At 61.3% G+C, this 24,615-nt stretch carries 15 protein-coding genes; 4 read left to right on the top strand and 11 right to left on the bottom strand.

The window, feature by feature from the left end:
* Positions 1–102: 102 nt before the first annotated feature.
* Positions 103–1,245 carry a MalY/PatB family protein gene (locus tag AC07V9_RS03725; protein WP_495014346.1) on the top strand — a complete coding sequence of 381 codons (1,143 nt, stop codon included), beginning with the start codon at positions 103–105 and terminating at the stop codon, positions 1,243–1,245.
* A 36-nt stretch (positions 1,246–1,281) separates the two neighbouring features.
* On the opposite strand, the gene folE2 is transcribed toward AC07V9_RS03725, so the two are convergent.
* From folE2 to AC07V9_RS03695, 6 genes are all read right to left on the bottom strand, one after another.
* Positions 1,282–2,208 carry a GTP cyclohydrolase FolE2 gene (gene folE2 / locus AC07V9_RS03720; protein WP_495014345.1) on the bottom strand — a complete coding sequence of 309 codons (927 nt, stop codon included), beginning with the start codon at positions 2,206–2,208 and terminating at the stop codon, positions 1,282–1,284.
* Between the two features lie 517 nt (positions 2,209–2,725).
* Entirely contained in the window at positions 2,726–4,450 is a 1,725-nt protein-coding gene (gene ggt / locus AC07V9_RS03715) for a gamma-glutamyltransferase (protein WP_495014344.1), read from the bottom strand.
* 345 nt (positions 4,451–4,795) lie between these two features.
* A complete protein-coding gene (locus AC07V9_RS03710; protein ID WP_495014343.1) occupies positions 4,796–5,476 on the bottom strand; it encodes a TIGR04211 family SH3 domain-containing protein in 681 nt (226 codons plus the stop codon).
* A gap of 446 nt (positions 5,477–5,922) precedes the next feature.
* Positions 5,923–8,154 carry a 1,4-alpha-glucan branching protein GlgB gene (glgB, locus tag AC07V9_RS03705; RefSeq protein ID WP_495014342.1) on the bottom strand — a complete coding sequence of 744 codons (2,232 nt, stop codon included), beginning with the start codon at positions 8,152–8,154 and terminating at the stop codon, positions 5,923–5,925.
* Entirely contained in the window at positions 8,151–11,477 is a 3,327-nt protein-coding gene (treS, locus tag AC07V9_RS03700) for a maltose alpha-D-glucosyltransferase (RefSeq protein ID WP_495014341.1), read from the bottom strand. The genes glgB and treS overlap by 4 nt, the downstream gene beginning before the upstream one ends.
* 16 nt (positions 11,478–11,493) lie before the next feature.
* Positions 11,494–13,530, bottom strand: a complete 2,037-nt coding sequence (locus AC07V9_RS03695) for an alpha-1,4-glucan--maltose-1-phosphate maltosyltransferase (RefSeq protein ID WP_495014340.1) — start codon at positions 13,528–13,530, stop codon at positions 11,494–11,496.
* A 334-nt stretch (positions 13,531–13,864) separates the two neighbouring features.
* Between AC07V9_RS03695 and AC07V9_RS03690 the strand changes: the two genes are divergently transcribed.
* On the top strand, positions 13,865–14,041 hold the full coding sequence (locus tag AC07V9_RS03690; RefSeq protein WP_495014339.1) for a hypothetical protein: 177 nt from the start codon (positions 13,865–13,867) through the stop codon (positions 14,039–14,041).
* Between the two features lie 21 nt (positions 14,042–14,062).
* On the opposite strand, the gene AC07V9_RS03685 is transcribed toward AC07V9_RS03690, so the two are convergent.
* Positions 14,063–14,608, bottom strand: coding sequence for an MgtC/SapB family protein (locus AC07V9_RS03685; RefSeq protein WP_495014338.1), 546 nt, complete (start codon positions 14,606–14,608; stop codon positions 14,063–14,065).
* 231 nt (positions 14,609–14,839) lie between these two features.
* Between AC07V9_RS03685 and AC07V9_RS03680 the strand changes: the two genes are divergently transcribed.
* Entirely contained in the window at positions 14,840–15,088 is a 249-nt protein-coding gene (locus tag AC07V9_RS03680; protein ID WP_495014337.1) for a DUF3203 family protein, read from the top strand.
* A gap of 136 nt (positions 15,089–15,224) precedes the next feature.
* Positions 15,225–16,676 carry a GntR family transcriptional regulator MpaR gene (gene mapR / locus AC07V9_RS03675; protein ID WP_495014336.1) on the top strand — a complete coding sequence of 484 codons (1,452 nt, stop codon included), beginning with the start codon at positions 15,225–15,227 and terminating at the stop codon, positions 16,674–16,676.
* 187 nt (positions 16,677–16,863) lie between these two features.
* Here the strand turns inward: mapR and AC07V9_RS03670 are convergent, their stop codons facing one another.
* The 4 genes from AC07V9_RS03670 to AC07V9_RS03655 form a co-directional block, all read right to left on the bottom strand.
* Positions 16,864–17,610 (bottom strand): SDR family oxidoreductase, encoded by a 747-nt coding sequence (locus AC07V9_RS03670; protein WP_495014335.1) that lies wholly within the window; start codon positions 17,608–17,610, stop codon positions 16,864–16,866.
* 105 nt (positions 17,611–17,715) lie between these two features.
* Positions 17,716–19,806 (bottom strand): putative bifunctional diguanylate cyclase/phosphodiesterase, encoded by a 2,091-nt coding sequence (locus AC07V9_RS03665; RefSeq protein WP_495014334.1) that lies wholly within the window; start codon positions 19,804–19,806, stop codon positions 17,716–17,718.
* Positions 19,807–19,934: 128 nt separating this feature from the next.
* Complete coding sequence (locus AC07V9_RS03660) at positions 19,935–21,425, bottom strand: efflux transporter outer membrane subunit (RefSeq protein ID WP_495014333.1); 1,491 nt, start codon at positions 21,423–21,425, stop codon at positions 19,935–19,937.
* On the bottom strand, positions 21,422–24,529 hold the full coding sequence (locus AC07V9_RS03655) for an efflux RND transporter permease subunit (RefSeq protein ID WP_495014332.1): 3,108 nt from the start codon (positions 24,527–24,529) through the stop codon (positions 21,422–21,424). Before AC07V9_RS03655 ends, AC07V9_RS03660 begins: the two co-directional genes overlap by 4 nt.
* Between the last annotated feature and the right edge of the window lie 86 nt (positions 24,530–24,615).

Here is a 24,615-nt window from a genome sequence, read left to right as displayed (position 1 = left end):
TAACCTCTAGAGGTTACTTTTCTAGGCAACGGGCACCCAGGTGAACTTGGCCTCGGCTCTCTGGCACAATCGCCCATCGTTTTTGTCGAGACCGTCACGAGCATGGACCTGAACAGCGTTTATCAGCGCCTGAACACCGGCAGCAAGAAGTGGAGCCAGTACCCGCAGGACGTGTTGCCGATGTGGGTGGCGGACATGGATTTCCCGGTGGCCGAGCCGATCGTCCAAGCGCTGAAAAACCGTCTTGAACACCCGCTGCTGGGCTACTCGGTGGCGCAGGACAGCCTGCGTGAGACGCTCGTGGCGCACCTGGCCCGTCACTACGACTGGGTGATTCAACCCGAAGACCTGGTGTTCCTGCCCGGCGTCGAACCCGGCGTGAACATGGCGCTCAACACCCTGGTGCCCGCAGGCAGCGGCGTGCTGGTGCAGACGCCCAATTACGCGCCACTGCTGCACGCCCCGGCGAACTGGAAGCTGCCCCGAGTCGACCTGCCGTTTCACGCCGACGCCAATGGCCAATACCCCACCGACATCGCTGCATTGCAAAACGCGTTGCTGCAGTCACGCGCCCTGCTGCTGAGCAATCCGCACAATCCGCTGGGCAAGGTCTTCGAGCGCGACGAGCTGCGCGCCATCGGCGAGGCCTGCGTGCAGCATGACGTGCTGATCATCTCCGACGAGATCCACGCCGACATTCTGTTCGATGGCCGTCGTCACACCCCGATTGCCTCCCTGAGCCCGGAAATCGCCGTGCGCAGCGTGACCCTGATGTCCGCCAGCAAAGCCTGGAACATCGCCGGCATGAAGACCGCTTTTGCCGTGGTGCAGAACGCCGAATTGCGCGAGCGCTTCAACGCGGGCCGCCTGGGGCTGGTGGACAGCGTCAACGCGCTGGGCCTTGAGGCAACGCAAGCTGCCTACCGCGACAGCGCCGAGTGGCTGGCGCAGGTCAATGCCTACCTGCAGGACAACCGCGACTATCTGGCCCACGCCCTTGAAACCCGCTTCCCCGGCATTCGCATGCACCTGCCGCAAAGCACCTATCTCGCGTGGCTGGACTGCTCGGCGCTGGACATCCAGCACCCCCAGCAGTTCTTCCTCAGCGAGGCCAAGGTCGCCCTGAGCTGCGGCCTGGAGTTTGGCGACGACTGCGGTCAGTTCGTACGTCTGAACTTCGGCTGCCCACGGCCGATGCTCGAAGAGGCGCTGGCACGCATGGAGCGCGCCCTGCTCAATCCTTGATGGCGCGACACAGGAAACACTGTCCACCGGCACGGGTCATGAGAAACGCCCTCCCGCGAGCAACGCACTGCCACTGGAGGACGAGGCGACCGCATCGTGAGGATGCAGGCTCTCAAGGTGCTGCACCGAAATGTTGTTGATCGGGTAGCGGCCCACCAGTGCCTGCTGAATCTTGCGCGCGGCATCTTCGACGTACATCAGGTTTTGCCCATTGAGCCGCGCAAAGGCCTGCTCATCGGCGCGCTTCACGGCAGTTTGCACGGGCGTGCCGAGGGCGCCTTCGATGAGGTCGATCAGGCTGAGCAAACCCAGGCGTTCGGCGTCCTGATCGACACGCACCTGAACCCGCGCGATGCTGCGCTGGCTGTGGGGCGTGGCGTGGGAGCCGTTCTGGCGGATCCACTGCGCCACCTCGGCGCTGTCCACCGGGCCTGCCCCGAAGTGGGCGACAAACGCCTGCTCCAGCAATTGCCGAGACAGCGCCGCCGAACACGGGCAAGTCGAGGAATAGGTGACGCTTGCGCTGACAGTGAGCGCCAAACGACCCTGCTGCCACTGCGCATCGACCACCACCGGATAGGACTTCCAGCCGCTCAGCCCTTGGGTGACCAGCGCTGGCCGTTTGCACAGCAGCTCAAAGCTCAGGCGCAAGCGTGCCTGGGAGCAATGGCAATCGGCGTGGCTGTCGACCATCAACTCCAGCAATGCCGCCAGGCTCGCCGGACTCACTGCATGGTGCTCGGCAAAGCGATCCAGCAGCGTGTACAGCCGCGACATGTGAATGCCCTTGATCTGCGGCATCGGCAGATCGACCTGCAAATCGGCACGGGCGTGAACAGGGACATCGACGCCGGGCTCGTCGAGGATCAGCGGAATGTCGATGCCTTGCATGCCGACCCAGTCCAGAGGCAACAAGGATCGGGACGATTCGGAGGCGGCAACGTCGGGAAGTGGTGTGTTCATCGTGGGAAAAGTTCTCGAAGCATGCGAGCAGAATCGCTCTCTCATAGCGTTATAACATAACATCTATAAGTCACGCTTCAAACACCCACCGCGCAGGGGCATGGCCTGCCGAGCTCAAACCTGTGAGAGCGAATTCATTCGCGATTAGCCGGTGAAGACGATTCATCTCTATCGCCTGGAAGACCTTTCGCGAATGAATTCGCTCCCACAGTTGGGTCCGGGTCTGGCCTTGCATTTCGCAGCGACTGCGGATTGCTGTGAGAGCGAATTCATTCGCGATTAGCCGGTGAAGACGATTCATCTCTATCGTCTGGAAGACCTTTCGCGAATGAAATTCGCTCCCACAGTTGGATCCGGGTCTGGCCTTGCATTTCGCAGCGACTGCGGATTGCTGTGGGAGCGAGTTCATTCGCAATTGGCCGGTGAAGACGATTCATCTCTAGCGTCTGGAAGACCTTTCGCGAATGAAATTTGCTCCCACAGTTTCATCTACGGTGTCAGCCATTACGCCGAGCGCTTAATACCCCAGGGAAAGGCCGGTGTTACGACGGGGATCATTGGCACCGTAGAAACGGTTATTGCCCACTGGCTTGCCGCCCAGCGAAGGCGCACCGACCAGAATCGCCGCCAGGTGGTTGGCGTCCTGTGGACCGGCGAACGTGTGGCCCCAACTTTCGAGGATCTTCTGCGTGTCAGGGCTGACCGCGAAGTTCTCAAGATTGGTGGTTTCCGGCATCCACTGTTGGTGGAAACGTGGCGCATCGACCGCTTCCTGAATGTTCATGCCGTAGTCGATGACGTTGAGCATGGTCAGCAGGGTCGCGGTGATGATGCGGCTGCCACCCGGCGTGCCGACGACCATCACGGCCTTCCCATCCTTGGTGACGATGGTCGGGCTCATCGACGACAGCGGCGTTTTGCCCGGTGCGATGGCGTTGGCCTCACCCTGCACCAGGCCGTACATGTTCGGCACGCCGACCTTGGAGGTGAAGTCGTCCATTTCGTCGTTGAGGATTACCCCGGTCTTGCTCGCCATCACGCCCGCGCCGAACCAGTCGTTGAGGGTGTAGGTGACGGAAACCGCGTTGCCCCACTTGTCGACGATCGAATAGTGGGTGGTGTTGTTGCCTTCGTGGGGCGCGACACCCGGCTTGATGGCCTGGGAATCGCCGGCTTTCTGCGGCTCGATGGCGGCGCGCAGTTTGGCGGCGTAGTCACGATTGAGCAGATGGTCGATCGGGTTTTTCACGAAGTCCGGGTCGCCCAGGTAACTGTTGCGGTCCACGTACGCGTGACGCATGGCCTCGATCTGGTAGTGCAACCCTTGGGCCGAGTGATAGCCCAGCTCCTTCATCGGGTAGCCTTCGAGGATGTTCATGATTTCGCAGATGACCACCCCGCCGGAGCTTGGAGGCGGCGCCGACACCACGTGATAGCCACGGTAATCGCACTCGATCGGCGCCAGCTCGCGGGTTTTGTACTTGTCCAGGTCAGTCTGGACGATGATGCCCTTGCCCGCCTTGCTCGAATCGACGATGGCCTTGGCCACCCAGCCTTTGTAGAAACCGTCGCTGCCTTTGGCGGAGATTTCCTTGAGGGTCTTTGCCAGGTCCTTTTGCACCAGTTTTTCGCCGACTTTCATCGGCTGGCCCTTGCTCAGGAAAATCGGGCCCAGGTCCTTGTCTGCCTTGAATTCATCTGTCGCGGTGTGCAGCAGGTCAATGTCGCCCTGCTCCAGCGGGAAACCGTTCTCGGCCAGCTTGATCGCCGGCGCGATGACTTCAGCCCGCTTCTTGGTGCCGTATTTGCTCAGTGCCAGCTCCATGCCGGACACCGTGCCCGGTACGCCAACGGCCAAGTGGCCTTTGGCGCTCAGGTCAGGTACGACATTGCCGTCCTTGTCCAGGTACATGTTGGCAGTGGCCGCCTGAGGGGCTTTTTCGCGGAAGTCGAGAAAGGTCTTGCGCCCGTCTGCGAGCTGGATGGTCATGAAGCCACCGCCGCCCAGGTTGCCCGCTGCCGGGTAAACCACTGCCAGCGCGTAGCCCACGGCCACGGCGGCATCCACGGCGTTGCCACCGGACTTGAGCACATCGACGCCCACGTGGGTCGCCAGGTGTTGCGCGGTGACCACCATGCCGTTTTCAGCGGCAACAGGGGCAACGGAAGCTGCATAAGAGGAAGAAAACGCAAACGTGAGCGCTGTCGCTATCAGCGACTTGGCCAAGGGTTCGTACTTCATGTGTCGACTCTCTTTGTTCTTGTGAATGTGGAACAGCATTGGCGGGTCGAGCGTTGATGGGGACGCACCCTCTCAACATTCGCCCGGCATCCTTGCGACTGCAGATGCACATTGGATGGCGCTTTTACGACGTGCCCCGGTCCACGACAGCACCGGGGCGCCGCACCAAACTAGCGCACAAAGAAGAATCGACCTAGGGCCAATTACAAGATATTTCAGCGGATTGAAAAGACCGTCAGAAAAAAATGACTGTGGGAGCGAATTCATTCGCGAGGCGGCGTTACAGACACAGAGTTTTCAACCCTGCTAACGTCTCGCGAATGAATTCGCTACCACAGGGGGGCGTTAGAACCAACGGTCATTGCGTTTGCGACCGCGGGTCAGTGCCGGAAGGATCAGACCCACCAGCAACCCTGCGCCAGCGATGCTGCCGCCATAGACCATGTAGCGCATCAGCACCTGATTGTTCTCGTCGCCGAGCTTGGCCTGGGTGGCGCGCAGCTCCGACTGGGCATCGGTCAGCTGGGCGTTGAGGTCTTTGGTGCGGGCTTCCAGTTCGTCGACCAGTTTCTTGCGCGAGTCGAGGGTTTCCTGCATGCCCTGGACCTTGGTCTTCCAGTCATCGTCGATGGTTTTCAGCTGGCCACTGAGGTCGGCGACCTGTTGGGTGAGTTGCGGCAGACGCTCGGCCTGGCCGGGGACATCCTGCAGTTCACTGGAGGGAATCCAGACCGAGTCGCCTGAACTGCCACGCACCTGGCTGTAGTCGCCCTGGGTGGTGAGCAGCTCGACCTTCTGCCCGGACTTGAGGTTGCCGATGATGCGGTAGCCGTCAGTGGGGCCGCTGCGCACGTAAGTGCTGAGGGTGTCGCTGACCCAGCGGTCCTTGCCTTCGGCCAGGGCTTGGGTGCAGAGGCCAACGGTGAGCAGTGTTCCCAACAGGCCGGCACTGAGCAAACGGCGTCGAGCGCCCGGCAGCATGGAGAAAAGAGGGGTGGAAACCGAAGCGGAACGTGATGGCGACATGAAGATTCTTCGACAAAAAATAAAAATAAAGGCCGGATGGACCCATGCAATGAACAAAACGTGGTCAACAGACATTGAAAACGGGGGCGGGGTTCATTGTTAGGAGGTGACGTTCGTCTGGCGGGGCTGGTGAAACCCCGTCTTTTGTTCGCATGTCGTCAGGCGATTCCCTGATGGAGCGAATGCATTCGCCAATAATGTTTCACACGGCAGACCTGAGGCGGACGTACCGGTATCTCGACGAGGAATTGGCAGCACGGCCAGGGCCCTGCTTCAACTGTGCCGAGCGGCAGAAAGGCGAAGCCGCCATCGCCATGGATGGCGGATGGCGGCGGATCTACGGAGCGTCGCCAGCGTAAAAGATTTTCGACCCCCGTCGAAGCCAATCAGACGTTAAGCACCCCTACTTAAAAGAGGTGCCCCTAATCCAGGCGCCTATCGAGTCATCAATCTTGACTTGGCTTGAACACCACCACCGCCAGCGGCGGCAGATTCAGAGCCACGGAAAACGCCTGCCCGTGGCTTTTGATCTCCTCAGCCATAACCGCCCCGCCGTTCCCGATGTTGGACCCCGCATACACCTGGGCATCGGTATTCAAAAGCTCGCCCCACTTGCCACTGAACGGTACGCCCACCCGATAGCCATGACGCGGTACCGGCGTCAGGTTGGCAACCACCAACAGCGGCTCGCTCTTCTTGCTCCAGCGTAGATACGCATACACGCTATTCCCGGCGTCATCGCCGATCACCCACTGGAATCCCTGCGGCTGGCAATCCTGCTCGTGAAGCGCCATCTCCGAGCGATACAAGCGGTTCAGATCACCCACCAGCGTGTGCACGCCCTTGTGATCCTCATAATTTAGGAAATGCCAGTCCAGCTCGGTGTCGTGATTCCATTCACGCCACTGGCCAAACTCGCAACCCATGAACAAGAGCTTCTTGCCCGGATGGGTCCACATGAACGCCAGGTATGCCCGCAAATTGGCAAACTTCTGCCAGCGATCGCCCGGCATTTTGTCGATCAATGAATGCTTGCCGTGCACCACTTCGTCATGGGAAATCGGCAGGATGAAACGCTCGGACCATGCGTACACCAGGCCAAAACTCAGCCGGTCATGGTGATGCTGGCGATGGATCGGGTCCTGCTCGACGTACTTGAGCGTGTCGTGCATCCAGCCCATGTTCCACTTGTACGAGAACCCCAGCCCACCCTGCTGAGTCGGTTGCGTCACCCCTGGCCAGGAAGTCGACTCCTCTGCGATGACCAGCGCACCCGGCGCTTCCAGCGCGACCACGTCGTTCAGATGACGCAGGAAGTCGATCGCTTCAAGGTTCTCGCGGCCGCCGTAGCGATTCGGCACCCATTGGCCAGCCTCGCGTGAGTAATCGCGGTATAGCATGGAGGCCACAGCATCGACCCGCAGGCCGTCAATGTGGAAATGCTTCAGCCAGTGCAGGCCCGAGGCGATCATGAAGCCGTGCACCTCGGTGCGGCCCAGGTTGTAGATCAGCGTGTTCCAATCCTGGTGAAAGCCTTCTTGCGGGTTGCCATATTCGTAGAGCGCAGTGCCGTCGAATTGCGCCAGACCATGGGTGTCGGTCGGAAAATGCGCCGGCACCCAGTCGAGGATCACGCCGATGTCATTCTGGTGACAGGCATCGACGAAAGCCGCGAAGTCTTCCGGCGAGCCATAGCGAGCGCTCGGTGCGAATTGCGACAGCAGTTGATAGCCCCATGAACCTCCGAAGGGGTGTTCCATGATCGGCATCAGTTCGATGTGGGTGAAACCCAGATCCTTGATGTACGGAATCAGGTGCTCGGCCAGTTCGTGCCAGTTGAACGGGCGATCAGGCTCGTCTTCGCCGCCGTGGTGCCATTTCCAGGAGCCTGCGTGCAGCTCATAGATCGACAGTGGCTTGTGGATGTCGTGCTTGTCCCCACGAGACTGCATCCACTCGTTGTCCTGCCATTGAAAAGTCAGCGGCTTGGCGACCTTTGACGCAGTGTCGGGCGGCAATTGGGTCGCGAGCGCCATGGGGTCGGCTTTCAGCGGCAAGACGCCATGCTGACCGAGAATTTCGTACTTGTAGGCTTCGCCTGGGCCGATACGCGGAATGAAGATCTCCCACACCCCGGTTGGGTGACGCAAGCGCATCGGGTGACGGCGACCGTCCCAACTGTTGAAGTCACCGACCACGGACACGCGGCGGGCATTGGGCGCCCACACCGAGAAACGCACGCCGTCGACACCATCGACATTTTTAACTTGCGCACCCAGCGCGCTGCTGAGGTCGCGGTGGTTGCCCTCGGCGAACAGATACAGGTCCATTTCGCCAAGCAATTGGCCGAAGCTGTACGGATCTTCAGTGATCTGCTCGCCGGTGGCCCAGTTGATTTTCAGCAGGTAGGGTTCGCGGACCGGAAAATGCCCGGCGAAAAAGCCGGGCTTGTCACTCATGGTCAGTTCGCCCAGGTCACGCTCGCCATCCCGAGACAAGACCCGCACACCCAATGCATTGGGCAGGTACGCGCGGATCACTTGGCCATCCTTGCCATCGCTGTGGGGGCCGAGCATGGAGAACGGGTCACGGTGTTCGGCGCGGATCAACGCGTCCATATCGACGGCGTTGGGCAACAGCTGGTGGTTGCCTTTACCGAATAGGTCAGACGCACTCATTTTGATTCTCCATCAGACAAGTCCAGCAGCCCGCGCAAGCCTTGAAGCGGAACCGACAACCAGGTCGGCCGATTTTCGGCCTCGTAGGCCACTTCATAAGCGGCTTTTTCCAGGGTGAAAAGCGCCAGCGCGGCCGCCTCTCCCTTGGCATCTTTAAAGGCGTGAGCAACGTCGACGGTGGCCTTTTTATAGCCTGCCAGAAACGCTTCCCGCGCCTGTCTCAAATACGTCTCGGCGACATGTTTACGCGCTGCGGTGGCTTGCTCCGAGCTATCGGCGCTCTGTGCATTTCGCATGGCCATGGCGGCAGCGTAGTCGAAAGATCGCAACACGCCGCTGACATCCTTGAACGGGCTGTATTTGGCCCGTCTTTCCTGTAGCGGGCGAGCCGGTTCCCCTTCGAAGTCAATCAGATACGCATCACCCTTGACCACCAGCATCTGCCCCAAATGCAAGTCACCATGGACCCGCATGCGCAGTCCGCCGACTGACTGTTTGGCCAAGGTCTGCACCTGGGCCAGCAACGGTTTGCGTTTTCCGAGCAATTCACTGACCAGTTGCTGATCGGCGGGTTCCAATGTATCGCGATGCTGTTCGAGCAAATCCAGCGCGCGTTCAATCTGCGCCCCCACGCTTTTCGCTGAAGCCTGGCTGTCCTTGACGCTGGTGACCTCGGTTTTGAAATCCGCGTTGTCGGTGGGCTGGCTGAGCACGACGTGCATCTCGCCCAGACGCTGACCGAGCAAACCGGCGAAATCCTTCAGCTCCACCAGTGCATTTGCGTGCTGTTCGACGCTGGATTGACCGTGGGCCATCTCATCGCGAACCGCCCGTTCCAGGTTGTTCTGCGTCCACTCCCAAGCGTCGCCCTGATTGCTCAGGTAACCCTGGGCGATCATCAGCAGGTTGCTTTCCCCGGCGTTGTCGACCCGCACTACGGCACCGAGTAGCGGCGAGATGTGTTCGTATCCGGCTTCGGTCAGGTAGGCCCCCATCTCCAGTTCGGGGTGGGTGCCCGCCGCGACGCGACGAATCATCTTCAGCACCAGTGCCTTGCCGACGACCACCGAGCTGTTGGACTGCTCGGCAGACAGGTAGCGCACTTCCGCATCATCGTTCAGGCCCACCGGTGCCAGCTTCGAGCTTTGCTGGAAGCGCAGCTCGCCATCGGAGGTCTCCAGGACCGTCTGCTCCTGCATACCCTTGATGACCGCTCGAATGAACGGCTCAAGCGTGAAGGCATCGGTGATCAGGCCGACCTGCCGTCCTCGTCGAACACGAGCCAGCGCCAGTTGTTGAGGCAAGGCGCTGCTGATGTCGTCTTCTGGCAACAAGCCGAAAGGCAACTGATAGCGGACCACTTCATCGCCAGACGTGACCTCGATTTCGCTCAACAGGACCGGACGCACGGTGGTGCCGAAACGGACCGCGTAAGCGATGTGCACCTTGTCAAGCGCTTTGCCTTTGCCCGCAAACCAGCGGCGTTTCGGCAGGTACGCCGCCAGGGAAGTTTGCTCCATCGTCTTGCGCAGCGGTGGGTCAAGCAATTCTTCCAGCCGCTGTTTGAGCACCAGGGTCGGAAAGTCCGGCAGGCTCTGCGCCGGTTCAACGTGCCAACTGGGCATCTGATTCTCCGCGGCCAGCAAGAACCAGTAGAAGCCGTAAGGCGGCAACGTCAGCAGGTAGTTGAGCTGGCCAATAGGTGGGAAGGCACTGCCGCCGAGCATCTCCACCGGCACCGTGCCGGCGTAATGGGAAAGCTCGAGTTCGGCAGCCTGAGAAGCGGCGGAAACGTTGGCGACACACAGAATGATCTCGGTCTTGCCGTCGGGCCCCGTGTATTCGCGGGTGTAAGCGAGAATCCGGCGGTTGCTTGGCGAGAGCATTTTCAGTGTGCCGCGCCCAAACGCCTTCTGCTGCTTGCGCACGGCGAGCATGCGCCGGGTCCAGTTCAGCAGCGAATGCGGGTCGTGATCCTGGGCTTCGACGTTTACCGACTGATAGCCGTACAGCGGGTCCATGATCGGCGGCAGCACCAGGCTGGCAGGGTTCGCTCGGGAGAAGCCGCCGTTGCGGTCGATGGACCACTGCATCGGTGTGCGCACGCCGTCGCGGTCGCCGAGATAAATGTTGTCACCCATGCCGATTTCGTCGCCGTAATACAGGGTCGGCGTACCTGGCATGGACAACAACATGCTGTTGAGGAGCTCTACGCGGCGGCGATCGCGTTCCAGAAGCGGTGCCAGTCGACGGCGAATCCCCAGATTGATTCGAGCGCGGCGATCAGATGCGTAGTAGTTCCACAAATAGTCGCGTTCACGATCGGTGACCATTTCCAGGGTCAGTTCATCGTGGTTGCGCAGGAAAATCGCCCACTGGCAGTTTTCCGGAATTTCCGGGGTCTGGCGCAGGATGTCGGTGATCGGAAAGCGGTCTTCCTGCGCCACGGCCATGTACATGCGAGGCATCAGCGGGAAGTGAAAGGCCATGTGACATTCGTCGCCGTCCTTGCCCTTGCGATCGCCGAAATACAGCTGGGTGTCTTCCGGCCACTGGTTCGCCTCGGCCAGCAGCATGCGGTCGGGGTAGTTGGCGTCGATCTCGGCACGAATCTGCTTGAGGACGTTGTGGGTCTCCTGCAGGTTTTCGTTGTTAGTGCCGTCGCGCTCGATCAGGTAAGGGATCGCGTCCAGACGCAGACCGTCGATGCCCATGTCGAGCCAGTACCGCATGACTTCCAGCACCGCGTTCATCACCTGCGGGTTGTCGAAGTTCAGGTCCGGCTGGTGCGAATAAAACCGGTGCCAGAAGTACTGGCCGGCCACCGGGTCCCAGGTCCAGTTGGATTTCTCGGTGTCGAGGAAGATGATTCGCGTACCGTCGTATTTCTGATCGTCATCGGACCAGACATAGAAATCCCGAGCTTTAGAACCCTTCTTCGCGTGCCTGGCCTTTTGAAACCACGGGTGCTGATCCGAGGTGTGGTTAATGACCAGCTCGGTGATTACCCGCAGCCCGCGCTTGTGCGCCTCGGCGATGAACTTCTTGGCATCGGACATGTTGCCGTAGTCGCTGTGCACCCCCCGATAATCGGAAATGTCGTAGCCGTCGTCCCGACGGGGCGAAGGGTAGAACGGCAGCAACCAGATGGTGTTGACGCCAAGCCCGGCGATGTAATCGAGCTTGGCGATCAGGCCAGGGAAGTCACCGATCCCGTCGTCATTGGAATCGAAGTACGACTTCACGTGAACCTGGTAAATCACCGCATCCTTGTACCAGAGCGGGTCGTCGATAAAGGCAGCGTTCCGGGGTTTCTTTGCCATGACCACTTCCTTTGAATTATTGATGTGTGGCCTTGATGCGCCAGATGCCAAACGGCTGATAACTCGGGTCGATGCGCATCCACTGCGTCTTGCCGTACCAGGTCCAGGAGTGACCGGTCATGAGGTCTTCACCCAGTGTCGCGGCATCGTCCGGCAGGCCCATCTCCCACAGCGGCAGCTCAAAATGCGCTTCCTGAGCGTTGTGCGGGTCAAGGCTGACCGCCACCAGCACGAAGTTGCTGCCATCGAAACTGCGCTTGCCGAAGTACAGGATGTTGTCATTCCAGGCGGTATAAATGCGCAGGCCCAAGTGAGTCTGCAGCGCCGGGTTCTGACGACGGATGCGGTTGAGCTGGGCAATCTCGGCAATGATGTTGCCCGGCGCCGTGAAGTCGCGTGGCCGGATCTCATATTTCTCCGAATCCAGGTACTCCTCCTTGCCGGGCACCGGCGCCGACTCGCAAAGCTCGAAACCCGAATACATGCCCCACAGCCCTGAGCCCATGGTCGCCAGTGCCGCACGGATCAGAAAGCCTGCGCGGCCTGAGTCGTGAAGGAAGTAGGGATTGATGTCCGGCGTATTAACGAAAAAGTTCGGCCGGTAGCACTCGCGCCACGGCGACTCGTTGAGCTGGGTGAAATACTCGGCCAGCTCCGCCTTGGTGTTGCGCCAGGTGAAATAGGTGTAGCTCTGGGAGTACCCGACCTTGCCCAGACGCGCCATCATCGCCGGCTTGGTGAACGCCTCGGCGAGGAACATCACGTCCGGGTGCTGGCTGCGCACGTCGGCGATCAGCCATTGCCAGAACGGCAGCGGCTTGGTGTGCGGGTTGTCGACGCGGAAAATCTTCACGCCCTCCTCGACCCAGCCCACTACGACGTCGCGCAGCTCCAGCCACAGGCTCGGAATGGCGTCTGGCGCGTAGAAATCGACGTTGACGATGTCCTGATATTTCTTTGGCGGGTTTTCCGCATAACGAATCGTGCCGTCCGGGCGCCAGGAGAACCAGCCCGGATGCTCCTTGAGCCAGAGGTGATCCTGCGAACATTGGATGGCGAAGTCGAGGGCGATTTCCAAGCCGTGCTCAGCCGCTGCGGCGACCAGGTTGCGGAAGTCCTCTCGAGTGCCCAGCTGCGGGTGAATCGCATCATGGCCACCGTCGGCGCTGCCGATGGCGTAGGGGCTGCCCGGATCGTCAGGCCCGGCTTTCAGTGAATTGTTCGGCCCTTTGCGATGGGCGCGACCGATGGGGTGAATCGGCGGAAAATACAGCACGTCGAAACCCATGTCGCGAATCATCGGCAGGCGGCTGTGAACGTCGTTGAAGGTGCCGTGACGATGTTTGTCGTCGGTGATGGAGCGCGGAAACAGCTCGTACCAACTGGCGAACTGAGCGAGTTCACGTTCGACATCCAGCGGAAATTCCAGGCTGCGGCTCAGAAACGCATGGTTATCGGCCTGGGCCATGACCGCCGCCGTTTCGCTGTGCAGCAGCAAGGCAACCTGCGCCTCGTGCTCGGTGTTCTCTGCCAGGCGCTGCAACAGGCTGTCGATCTGCCCTTTAAGCTCATGCTGGCTGCGCTCGGAGGCATGCACCAAGTGCAGGCGCCCTTCTTCCAGTTCCAGGCCGATGGGCACGCCAGCGGAATATTTTTTCTCCAATTCGTAGCGATAGCTGCCGAACTGATCGATCCAGGCTTCGAGCCGAAACAGGTAGCGACTGACAGACGTCGGGGTAAATTCACCGATCCAGCTGTCGTTGCCGAGTTCGCGCATGGGCGCCTGGTGCCAGTCCTGCTCGTCGGCAGCGCGATAGCGAATACGCACTGACATCTTGTCGTGCCCGTCGGCGAACACCTTGCTGGTGACCGTCACCGGCTGGCCGATGATGGCTTTGGCCGCCAGTTGCCCGGACTCGATCACAGGCTGCGTGTCTTCGATGACGATGCGCGGCAGCTGCAAGGCCTGGGTCAGGGTCAAAGGCTGGGTTGGGTGCGGTACATCGGTGGCCAGAGAGTCCGGGCCGTATGGCTGATCAGCAGTCACATTCATCGAGCATCACTCCTCACGCCCCAGGGACGCTCCGTGTTGAGAATCCGTTCATCCACATTTGATCCATGTCGATATAAACAGAGGGAGGCCACCGGACTGAACGCATCCGGACATGGCCGCATAGGTTCCGAACGCCTGCCTCGGGGAAAAGTTCAAAGAGCTTGTGCCGTAAGAATCGATCCGTTGCCAGCCTAGACGCCACGGGTAAAAGCGCCCGAAAATGCGCTGAATCATTCAAAGCCACGCAGTGTCGAACCCTGCGAGTGCCCTGACGATTCAGCCCCACATGCACTCGACCCGTTCGACTCACTCAGCGCTGAAGGAAGGTGAAACCATGAACATTCCCATCCCTGCAGAAACGCCCGATCCGAACATCGATGACCCGAAGTTGCCGGTGCCACCGAGCGAAGAACCACCACCACCGACCATGCCACCGGTAATCGAGCCGCCCAAAGGAGACCCGCCCAGTCAGGAGCCGCCAGCCGTACTGGGCGACTCGTTTCCGAAATAGCCCATCGGCGCAGCGGTGTACTCAAGGTTCGTGAGAGTCGCCGCCGCTGTTGCGTGAAGGGTCTTTGACTTTGTCTTCGGGTGAATCGAAGCGGTCGACGATCATCGGCATCAGGCTGAAAATACCCAGCGCCAGAATCGTGCTCAGCACCGCCGTCGCCTCCCGACCCATGCCCGCGGCGATGCCGATGGCAGCGGTCATCCACAAACCGGCGGCGGTGGTCAGCCCCTTGACCTGATGGGTGTTGAGTTTGTCCCCCTTGAGAATGGTGCCAGCGCCGAGAAAGCCGATGCCGGCAACGATGCCCTGCACCACGCGGCTTAGCGCTGCATCGTCCGCCCCCGCCAACCGAGGCACGAGCACAAACAATGCGGCGCCCATGCACACCAGCATGTGGGTTCGAACCCCGGCGGCCTTGCCCTTGCGCTCTCGCTCAAAGCCCAGTATCCCGCCCAATACAGCGGCGATCGCCAGCCGCACCGTCACTCGCGTCAGTTGCGAGGCATCGGTGATATCCGAAAATTCCTCGCGCAGCGTGTTGACGACTTCTTGCCACCAGGCGTTCATGGGGGGTGTTCCTTGTGCGGGGTGCCGTGAGCAATGGACCGCAACCAGCGGCAGGAGTGCTAATGCGGCGCAAGCTTCGCGTTCCCTGTAGGAGACGTCGGAGGTTACGACGGCAGCGAATGCAGTGTGTCGGTTAACCGCAATGTGATTGACGCTCCCCACGTCGGAACATCGAAACGATCACCCACCCACGAAGTCGTACCCTCATAACCCCTGGCAAGGAGTACGACCATGCCTCTCGAATTCGACAGCACCAATCAGCACTGCTCAGCCGTAGTGGACGGCACGACTTACCGCAGCGCGGTGGTTGATGTGGTGATCACCACCAACGACGCCACGCACATGTCCGAGGCCGATATTGGCGGCAAGAAGGTGCCGATCACCGAAGCAGAAGCTGATGTTCTGACGGTGTACAAAGCCAAAGACCTGCGCCATCACACCATCGGCGTGGAGCCGGGTGAAGATTCGCCAGTGATCTGAGTTGGTGAGGTGAACGGGGCCATCTGATCCGCTTTTTATCGAAAAATCTGCACCTGTACTGAAAGCCCTCGCAAGCGCATAGTCCGGGGCTGATAGAGCGTGGCTCTGCCCTGCTCCGGACATTAGCGAGCCCTTCATGAAGCGTTATGAAAAATTTGCCGACGATATTGCCGAGCTGATTCGTTCCGGCGTGCTGGCCGCAGGCCAACGGGTGCCCTCGGTGCGCTACGCCAGCCAGACCCATGGCATCAGCCCTTCCACGGTATTTCAGGCTTATTACTTGCTGGAGCGACGCGGCCTGATTCGCGCGCGGCCTCGTTCGGGGTATTTCGTCAATGACAGCCTGATCAACGAAACCTTTGCTGCTCAACGCTTCGACGTGCCGCCAGCGCTGGAATCCGTGGGGCAAGCGCAGGTCAGCGAATCCACTGAGGTGGACGTCAGTGAACTGGTGTTTTCCGTGCTGGAATCGATCAAGGACCCGAACACCGTACCCTTCGGCTCGGCCTTTCCCAGCGCCGGTCTATTCCCGCTGCAGCGTCTTGCCCGCTCGCTGGCCAGCGCGACGAGGGACATGGACCCGAGCATGGTGGTGAGTGACCTGTCCCCCGGCAACCCAACGTTGCGTCGGCAGATCGCCCTGCGCTACATGGTCGCCGGGCAAATGCTGCCCATGGAAGAGCTGCTGATCACCAACGGCGCGCTGGAAGCCCTGAACCTGTGCCTGCAAGCGGTGACCGAGCCCGGTGATCTGGTGGCCATCGAGGCCCCGGCGTTCTACGCCTGCCTGCAAGTGCTGGAGCGCCTGAAACTCAAGGCCGTGGAAATCCCCATGCACCCGCAAACCGGCATCGACCTGAATGTCCTCGAACAGACGCTGGAGCGCTATCCGATCAAGGCCTGCTGGAGCATGACCAGCTTTCAGAACCCCACGGGCGCCAGCGTCTCGGAATCGCGCAAACGCGTGTTGGTGGAGCTGCTGCGCAAGCACGATGTGCCGTTGATCGAAGACGATGTCTACGCCGAGCTGTATTACGGTCAGCACGCGCCGAAACCGGCCAAGGCGTTCGACACCGAGGGGCTGGTGCTGCACTGCGGCTCGTTCGCCAAGAGCCTGGCCCCCGGTTATCGCGTGGGCTGGGTCGCCGCGGGGCGTTATGCGCAGAAGGTCGAGCGCCTGAAGCTGATGACGTCGCTGTGCGCGTCGATGCCCGCTCAGGCGGCGATTGCCGATTACCTGCAACATGGCGGCTACGACCGGCACCTGCGCAAATTGCGCATCAGCCTGGAAGACCAACTGCGCGCGATGCTCGGCGCCGTGGCGCGCTACTTCCCGCCGCAAACGCGGGTCAGCCAGCCTTCGGGCGGGTACTTCCTGTGGCTGGAACTGCCGGAGCAGATCGATTCGCTGAAGGTGTTTCAGGTAGCCCTGGCGCAAGGTATCAGCATCGCACCGGGGCCGATCTTCTCGCCGACGCGACGCTTCCAGCACTGCATTCGTCTGAACTACGGCAGCCCGTGGAGCGAGACGTCCGAGCGGGCAATGGAGACATTGGGCAAGATCGTTCGGTCGATGATGGGTGGTTGATAGGCCCATCCACGCCATGCAGGCAGCATGAATGCGATCGCGGCGATGGACACATGATCTGTGGTAGCGAATTCATTCGCGATACGCCAGTGCAGCCGATACACGATCACCGGCAGGGCTCGTTTCGCGAATGAATTCGCTCCCACAGAAGATCGCCGCGTCAGTCAGGCGGCGATGTGTGGAGGCCTCAGCGACCCCCACCCAAATCAACGAACGTCCCCGTCGAATACGAGGCCTTGTCCGACAGTAGCCACAAAATCGCCTCGGCCACTTCATCGGCCAGCCCGCCGCGGCCCATGGGGATGGTCGGCTCCAGCTTGCTCACCCGCTGCGGATCGCCGCTCAGGGCGTGGAACTCGGTAAAGATGTAGCCAGGACGCACCGCGTTGACCCGCACGCCCTCGCCCGCCACTTCCTTGGCCAGGCCCAGGGTGAAGGTGTCGATAGCCCCCTTGGACGCGGCGTAGTCGACGTACTCGCCCGGCGAACCCAGGCGCGCGGCCACCGACGACACGTTAACAATGCTGCCGCCGTGCCCGCCGTGACGGGGCAGCATGCGCAGCAGCGCGTGTTTGCTGCACAGCATCGGGCCGACGACATTGCTCATCATGATCTTGAGCATGCGGAACTCGGACATGTTCTCGACCCGCGAGGTCTCGCCCACGGTCCCTGCATTGTTGACCAGCGCACTGATGCGCCCCAATTCGGAATCCACCCGGGAAAACAGACGAATGATTTCGTCTTCGTTGCTCACGTCCGCCTGGATGGCAATGGCATGCCCTCCCGCTTCGCGGATCTGCCCACAGACGCGCTCGGCGGCGTCGTGATCGGACAGGTAGTTAATGCAAACGCGATAACCTTGTGACGCCGCCAGAACTGCGGTGGCAGCACCAATACCTCTGGAGCCGCCAGTGATGAGGAGGTTTTTTTCCATGGGATGTCCGAATCAATGCTCAATCTTTTTTTCCAGGTCCGCAGCCAGTCTGGCCGCGCGTGCCGACTCACCGGGCGGACCCCGTGTTATGCAAAGCGTGAAACGTCAATGTGTGTGTTCGGAGACGCGTTTGTGCGCCGCGCTAATATCCGCCATGAAGCGGTCCGCTGGCAACGGATGACCCAGCAGATAGCCCTGCAGCGAATCGCAACCCAGTTCGGTCAGAAAGCTCTGCTGACTGCTGGTCTCCACGCCTTCTGCGACGATGCGCAGGTTCAACGCCTGGCCCAGGGCGACGATGGCCGAGACGATCGCCGCGTCATCACTGTCGTGTTCCAGATCACGGACGAAGCCGCGGTCGATCTTCAATTCATTGGCCGGCAGGCGCTTGAGGTACATCAGGCTCGAATAGCCGGTGCCGAAATCGTCGATGGACAGGTCAACGCCCATGTCCGACAGGCGCTGCAATACCGTCATGCTGACATCGGCATCGTTCATGGCGGTGGTCTCGGTGATTTCCAGCGTCAGGCAGTTGGCAGGCAAACCGTGGGCGGCCAGCGCGCGGGCGACCGTCTTGACCAGTCCGGCGTGGCAGAACTGCAAGGCCGACAGGTTCACGGCGATGCGCCAGTGGGCGTAACCCGCGTCGTACCAGACGCGCATCTGCCGACAGGCCTCGTTGAGAACCCATTCGCCGATGTTGATGATCAGACCGGTCTTTTCCGCCAACCCGATGAACTTGTCCGGCATCAACAGCCCGTGCTCGGGATGATTCCAGCGCACCAGCGCTTCGGCCCCCACCGGCTCACCCGAGCCTGCTGCGAACTTGGGCTGGTAATGCAGGCAGAACTCGCCATCGCGCAAACCCGCGCGCAGATCCTGCAGCAGCTGCAACTGATTGCGCGCGTTGGTGTTCATCGAGGCATCGAAGAAGCTGTAGCCGTTCTTGCCCGCGCTTTTGGCGTGGTACATGGCCGCGTCGGCGTTCATCAGCAGCTCCTGCTGCGTGCGCCCGTTGCCCGGATACAAGCTGATGCCGATGCTCACGGTCACTTGCAGGTCGTGGTCCTGCACGTTGAACGGCTTGCTGACCAGCGCGACCTGCCGCGAGGCCACGGTGGTGGCGTCGTCGATTTCTTCGAGCTCCACCAGCAGCACGAATTCGTCGCCGCCGATGCGTGCCAGGGTGTCGTGGCGATGAAAATTTTCACGCATGCGCAGTGCGACTTCGCGCAGCAACTGATCGCCGACATGGTGGCCGAAGGCGTCGTTGATCGGCTTGAAGCCGTCCAGGTCCATGAACATCAGAGCAAACAGGCCGCCCTGGGAGTCGACCTTGCGCATGGCCTGTTCGATGCGGTCTGCCAGCAGAATCCGGTTCGGCAGACCGGTCAGGGTGTCGTGCAGCGCCAGTTGGGTCAGTTCGCGGTTGGCTTCGCTCAGGGAACGGGCCAGTTGCGCGGTGCGCGCTTCGAGACGAGCGTCGAGCACCGAGGTGAGCAAAGTGATCGCCAGCACCGCCAGCGTGGTGACCAGCACCAGTTTGTCCAGGCCATCGGTGCGCAAGCCGGTGACCGACGCGCCACAGAAGCTGCCGTCGAGGAAGTTGGCCGCCGCCATGCCGGTGTAGTGCATGCCGACGATGGCAAAGCCCATGACCACTGCCGCGCCACCGCGAAGCAAGCGCACACAAGGGGTTTCCTTGCGCAGACGCAGGGCGATCCACAAGGCTGCACCCGACGCACTGACCGCGATCAGCAAGGAGGCGCCAAACAGGGTCGGGTCGTAGTCGATGCCAGGCGTCATGCGCAAGGCGGCCATGCCGGTGTAATGCATGGTGCTGATTCCGACGCCCATGGCCAGCGCGCCGAACAGCACATGCAGCAGCGGCACCCGGTCATGGCTGACCAGCCACAGGGCAAAGCCCGAGGACAGTACGGCCACCAGGAGGGAAATGAGAGTCAGGGACAGGTCGAAGCCAAGATCGATCGGCAGCTTGAAGGCGAGCATGCCGATAAAGTGCATGGACCACACGCCAATGCCCATGGACAGCGCGCCGCCGCCGATCCACATGGTCCGCGCCCTGCCCCGCGAGGTGGCCACGCGGCCAGCCAGGTCCAAGGCGGTGTAAGACGCCAGAATCGCCACCAGGATGGAAACCAGGACCAGCGACAACGTGTAGTGTCCAATCAACATGGGGCGCGACTCAAGACTCAACGACCAAGGCTTCACAGCCCAATGAATTCGGTGGCGATTCTACCGATTTCGGCAAAAATGTCGCGTCACTCCGTCGAAATAATGGCCTTGAGCCATTTGCTCCATGCTTATCGTCTGGATATCTCCGGATCCCGCGACAGGCCTGTTTCGGCGCTCCATCCACCGCCCAATGCCGCGATCAACTGAACGCTGGCAATCAGCCTGCTTTGCAACAATGTCAGTACGCCGCGTTCGTTGCTCAACGCCGTGGTTTGCACGTTGACTACATCAAGATAGCCAATCAATCCGGCCTTGTACTGGTTACTGGTCAGACGCAGCGAATCGCGGGCCGCCTGCAGCGCTTCGGCACGCACACCGGCCTCCTGCTCGTAGACGCGCAGTTGCACCATGTAGTCCTCGACTTCCTTGAAGCCGTCGAGCACGGTCTGGCGATATTGCGCCACAGTTTGATCGTAGACCGCTTCGGTACGATCCACCTCGGCGCCGCGCTGACCACCGTCGAACAGGGTCATGGCCAACTGCGGGCCGACCGACCAGAAGCGGTTGGGCAAGGTGAGCCAGTTACTGAAGGTACTGCTGCTGTAGCCGCCGTTCATGCTCAGGGTCAGGTCGGGGTAATACGCGGCCTTGGCCACGCCGATGTTGGCATTGGCGGCCATGACCGAACGTTCGGCGGCGGCGATGTCCGGGCGACGCTCCAGCAATTGCGAAGGCAGCTGCGCCGGGATTTGCGGCAGGCTCGGCACCGTTGTCGTCGGTGCCAGGCTGAAATCGGCTGGCGCCTGGCCCATCAATACGGCGATGGCGCTCTCGAACTGGGCGCGCTGCCAGGCCAGATCGATGAGATCGGCCTGGGTGCTTTTGAGCTGAGTCTGGGCCTGGGCAATGGCGTCACGCCCGGAAATGCCGGCGCGATACTGATTTTCCGTCTGTTTCAGCGAGCGCTGATAGGCCTCGACCGTCGCTTCGAGCAAACGCTTCTGTTCATCGATCACCCGCAACTGCAGGTAGTTCTGCACCAGTTGCGACTGCAGGCTCAGTTGCATCGACGCCAGGTCGGCAAGGCTGGCCTGGGCGCTGGCCTTGTCTGCTTCCAGCCCGCGACGCAACTTGCCCCACACGTCGGCCTCCCAGCTCACCCCCAACTGCGCGTTGTAGGTGTCGCGAATGCCGCTGCTGGCGCTGCTCAGGCTGGAGTTGCTGCTGCCGGTGCCCTGACTCGAACGGTTCTTGCTGGTGGTCAGGTCCAGGGTCGGAAAGAAGGCTCCCCGGGCGCTGCGCACCAACGCCGCAGCCTGACGGTACTGCGCCTCGTACTGGGCGACGGTCTGGTTAGAGGTGTTGAGTTTCTCGACCAGCCCGTTGAGCTGTGCGTCGCCGTAGACTTCCCACCAAGTGCCGCGGGTCAGTGCGTCGCTGGGGTTGGCCTGGGTCCAGCCCTCTGCCTGCTTGAAATGCGCCGGGGTGGTGACGTCCGGCTTTTTGTAGTCAGGCCCGACGGCACAGGCGCTGAGCAGCAGCGCACACAGGGCCACGCCGAACGTGCGCCGATACGGCAAGTCGAGGGCGCGTGCGCAAGGGTTAAAAGCGTCGGTCATAGCGGCGTTTCCAAAGAGGCATCCGTCTGCACACCGCGCCATTTATTGAAGCGATGGCGCAGACGGTCAAGGTAAAGGTAAACCACAGGCGTGGTGTACAGCGTGAGAATCTGGCTCAGCACCAGCCCGCCGATGATGGTCAGGCCCAGCGGGCGACGCATTTCCGCGCCTTCGGCACTGCTGAGCAGCAACGGTACTGCCCCCAGAATCGCCGCCAGCGTGGTCATCAGGATCGGCCGCAGGCGTTGCAGGCAGGCATTGCGGATCGATTCCAGCGGCGTCATGCCGCTGCCGCGCTCCAGTTGCAGCGCCAGGTCAATCATCAGAATCGCGTTCTTTTTCACCACGCCGATGAGCAGGAACAGCCCCAGCAGGGAAATCAGGCTGAACTGACCGCCCGTGAGGTAGATGCTCAACAGCGCCCCGACCCCGGCCGACGGCAGAGTCGACAGAATAGTCAGGGGGTGGATGTAGCTTTCATATAAGATGCCCAGCACCAGGTACACCGCCACCAGCGCGCCGAGAATCATCCACGGCTGGCTTTTCTGGGTCGCGGCAAAGGCATCGGCGGTACCGGCCATCTTGGCGATCACATCTTCGGGTAACCCCACCGCGGCCACTGCCCGCTCGATGGCGGCCGTGGCCTGATCCAGGGTCACGCCGTCGGCCAGGTCGAACGACACGTTGTCCGAGGCGAACTGGCCGTCGTGGGTCACCCGGTCGTCTTCCAGGCTGCGCTCGTAATGGGCGATGGTCGACAGCGGCACCCGCGCGCCGTCGGCGGTGATCACCTGCACCTGTTCAAGGGTGACGGGGTCGCGGGCGTATTTCGGGTTGACCTCCATTACCACTTGATACTGGTTCAGCGGGTCATAGATGGTCGACACCTGACGCTGGCTGTAAGCGTTGTTCAGCACCGTGGTGACCATGCTCATGTCGATGCCCAGGCGCTTGGCTGCGTCGCGATCGACAACCAGCGTCACCTGTTGGGTACCGCCGCCGTCATGGGCGTCGATGGCGGTCAGTTCCTTGAGCGACTTGAGCGCGGTGACCACTTTCGGGTACCAGAAGCGCAGGCTCTCCAGATCGCCGCTTTGCAGGATGTACTGGTACTGCGAGGTGGTCTGCTCGCGACCGCCGCCCAGTTGCAGATCCTGGTCGGGCTGCAGGAACAGGCGCGCGCCCGGCACTTTCGGCATTTCCTGGCGCAGGCGCTCGACCACCTGCTCGGCGCCGATCCTGCGTTCGCTGATGGGCTTGAGGCGCACGATGATAAAGGCGTTGCCCGTGCCGCCGTTGCCGCCGATGAAGCCGGCCACGCTTTCCACGGACGGGTCCTTGAGGATCGCGCTGCGGAAGATGTCCATCTTCGGTTGCATGACCGAGAACGACAGGCCGTCGTCGCCGCGCACGAAGCCCATCAACTGACCTGTGTCCTGCTGCGGCAGGAAGGTTTTCGGCACCACCACGTACAGCGCGATGTTCACGCCAATGGTAGCCGCCAGCGACAGCAGGGTCAGGCGACGATGACGCAAGACCCAACCCAGGCTGCGGTCGTAGCCGGCCACCATGCGGTCATTGACCCGCTGGCTCCAGCGTTGCAGGCGGTTTTCAGTGCCCGGCACGTGGGGTTTCAGCCAACGCGCGCAGAGCATCGGCGTCAGGGTCAACGAGACCACCAGTGACACGACGATGGACACCGACAGGGTGATGGAAAACTCGCGGAACAGGCTCTCGACCAACCCGCCCATGAACAGGATCGACAGGAACACCGCCACCAGCGAGACGTTCATCGACAGCAGCGTGAACCCCACCTCCTTGGCCCCGCGATACGCCGCTTCCATCGGCGGCACGCCCTCATCGATGTGCCGGGAAATGTTCTCCAGCACCACGATGGCGTCGTCCACCACCAGCCCCGTCGCCAGAATCAGCGCCATCAGCGACAGGTTGTTCAGGGAAAAACCGTACAGGTACATGATGGCGAACGTGCCCACCAACGATACCGGCACAGCCAGGGTCGGGATCAGCGAGGCGCGGAAACTGCCGAGGAACAGGAACACCACCATGATCACCAGCACCACGGCGATCAGCAGGGTCATTTCCGCCTCATGCAGCGTGGCTTTGATCACCGGCGAGCGGTCCATGGCCAGGTCCAGCTTGACGCTGGCCGGCAGTACGGCCTGCAACGCCGGAAGCTGCGCCTTGATGGCCGCCACGGTTTCGATGATGTTGGCGCCCGCCTGACGGTTGATCACCAGCAGTACGGCGGCCTTGTCGTTGAAGAAGCCGCTGTTGTAGCGGTCTTCGACCGAATCCTTGACCTTGGCCACGTCCTTGAGACGCAACGCCGCGCCGTTCTGGTAGTGGATTATCAGGGGCTCGTAGTCCTTGGCTTTCTCCAACTGATCGTTGGCCTGGACCTGCCAGTTGTGCTCGGCGCTTTCAACGAAACCCTTGGGGCGGCGCACGTTGGAGCCGGATATCGTCGTGCGCACTTCATCGAGCGACACGCCGTACTGGTCCAGCAGTTTGGGCTCAAGCTCGACCCGCACGGCAGGCAGCGAACTGCCGCCGATCTGCACCTCGCCGACGCCATTCACCTGGGACAGGCTCTGGGACAGGATGGTCGAGGCCATGTCGTACAGCTGGCCTTTTTCCAGCACATCCGAGGTCAGCGACAGCACCACGATCGGCGCCTGGGACGGGTTGACCTTCTTGTAGGTCGGCATGCTGCGCATCCCGCTCGGCAACAGGTTACGCGAAGCGTTGATCGCCGCCTGCACTTCCCGCGCGGCGCCGTTGATGTCGCGGTCCATGTCGAACTGCAGAATCACCCGCGTGCTGCCCTGGCTGGAACGGCTGCTCATGGTGTTGACCCCGGCGATGGTGCCCAGGGACCGTTCCAGTGGCGTAGCGACGCTGGACGCCATGATCTCCGGGCTCGCGCCCGGCAGCGAGGCGCTTACCACGATCACCGGGAAGTCCATGTTCGGCAGCGGCGACACCGGCAGCAGACCAAAGCTCATGCCGCCCAGCAGCATGATCGCCAGGCTCAGGAGCATGGTCGCCACTGGCCGGCGAATGAAGGGAGCCGAAAGGTTCATTAGAAGCAGCTCCGAGTTTTGAGCTGCAAGCTGCAAGATAAAGCCGCAGCGCCGATCAGCTTGCAGCTTGCAGCTCGAAGCTCGAA

This window comes from Pseudomonas sp. GW821-FHT02A11 (genome assembly GCF_059421985.1).
This window is presented reverse-complemented; position numbering and strand designations above follow the sequence as displayed.

Coding starts and splice junctions, on each gene's coding strand:
- AC07V9_RS03725 (WP_495014346.1), top strand. CDS start 103: ATGGACCTGAACAGCGTTTATCAGCGCCTGAACACCGGCAGCAAGAAG.
- folE2 (WP_495014345.1), bottom strand. CDS start 2,208: ATGAACACACCACTTCCCGACGTTGCCGCCTCCGAATCGTCCCGATCC.
- ggt (WP_495014344.1), bottom strand. CDS start 4,450: ATGAAGTACGAACCCTTGGCCAAGTCGCTGATAGCGACAGCGCTCACG.
- AC07V9_RS03710 (WP_495014343.1), bottom strand. CDS start 5,476: ATGTCGCCATCACGTTCCGCTTCGGTTTCCACCCCTCTTTTCTCCATG.
- glgB (WP_495014342.1), bottom strand. CDS start 8,154: ATGAGTGCGTCTGACCTATTCGGTAAAGGCAACCACCAGCTGTTGCCC.
- treS (WP_495014341.1), bottom strand. CDS start 11,477: ATGGCAAAGAAACCCCGGAACGCTGCCTTTATCGACGACCCGCTCTGG.
- AC07V9_RS03695 (WP_495014340.1), bottom strand. CDS start 13,530: ATGAATGTGACTGCTGATCAGCCATACGGCCCGGACTCTCTGGCCACC.
- AC07V9_RS03690 (WP_495014339.1), top strand. CDS start 13,865: ATGAACATTCCCATCCCTGCAGAAACGCCCGATCCGAACATCGATGAC.
- AC07V9_RS03685 (WP_495014338.1), bottom strand. CDS start 14,608: ATGAACGCCTGGTGGCAAGAAGTCGTCAACACGCTGCGCGAGGAATTT.
- AC07V9_RS03680 (WP_495014337.1), top strand. CDS start 14,840: ATGCCTCTCGAATTCGACAGCACCAATCAGCACTGCTCAGCCGTAGTG.
- mapR (WP_495014336.1), top strand. CDS start 15,225: ATGAAGCGTTATGAAAAATTTGCCGACGATATTGCCGAGCTGATTCGT.
- AC07V9_RS03670 (WP_495014335.1), bottom strand. CDS start 17,610: ATGGAAAAAAACCTCCTCATCACTGGCGGCTCCAGAGGTATTGGTGCT.
- AC07V9_RS03665 (WP_495014334.1), bottom strand. CDS start 19,806: ATGTTGATTGGACACTACACGTTGTCGCTGGTCCTGGTTTCCATCCTG.
- AC07V9_RS03660 (WP_495014333.1), bottom strand. CDS start 21,425: ATGACCGACGCTTTTAACCCTTGCGCACGCGCCCTCGACTTGCCGTAT.
- AC07V9_RS03655 (WP_495014332.1), bottom strand. CDS start 24,529: ATGAACCTTTCGGCTCCCTTCATTCGCCGGCCAGTGGCGACCATGCTC.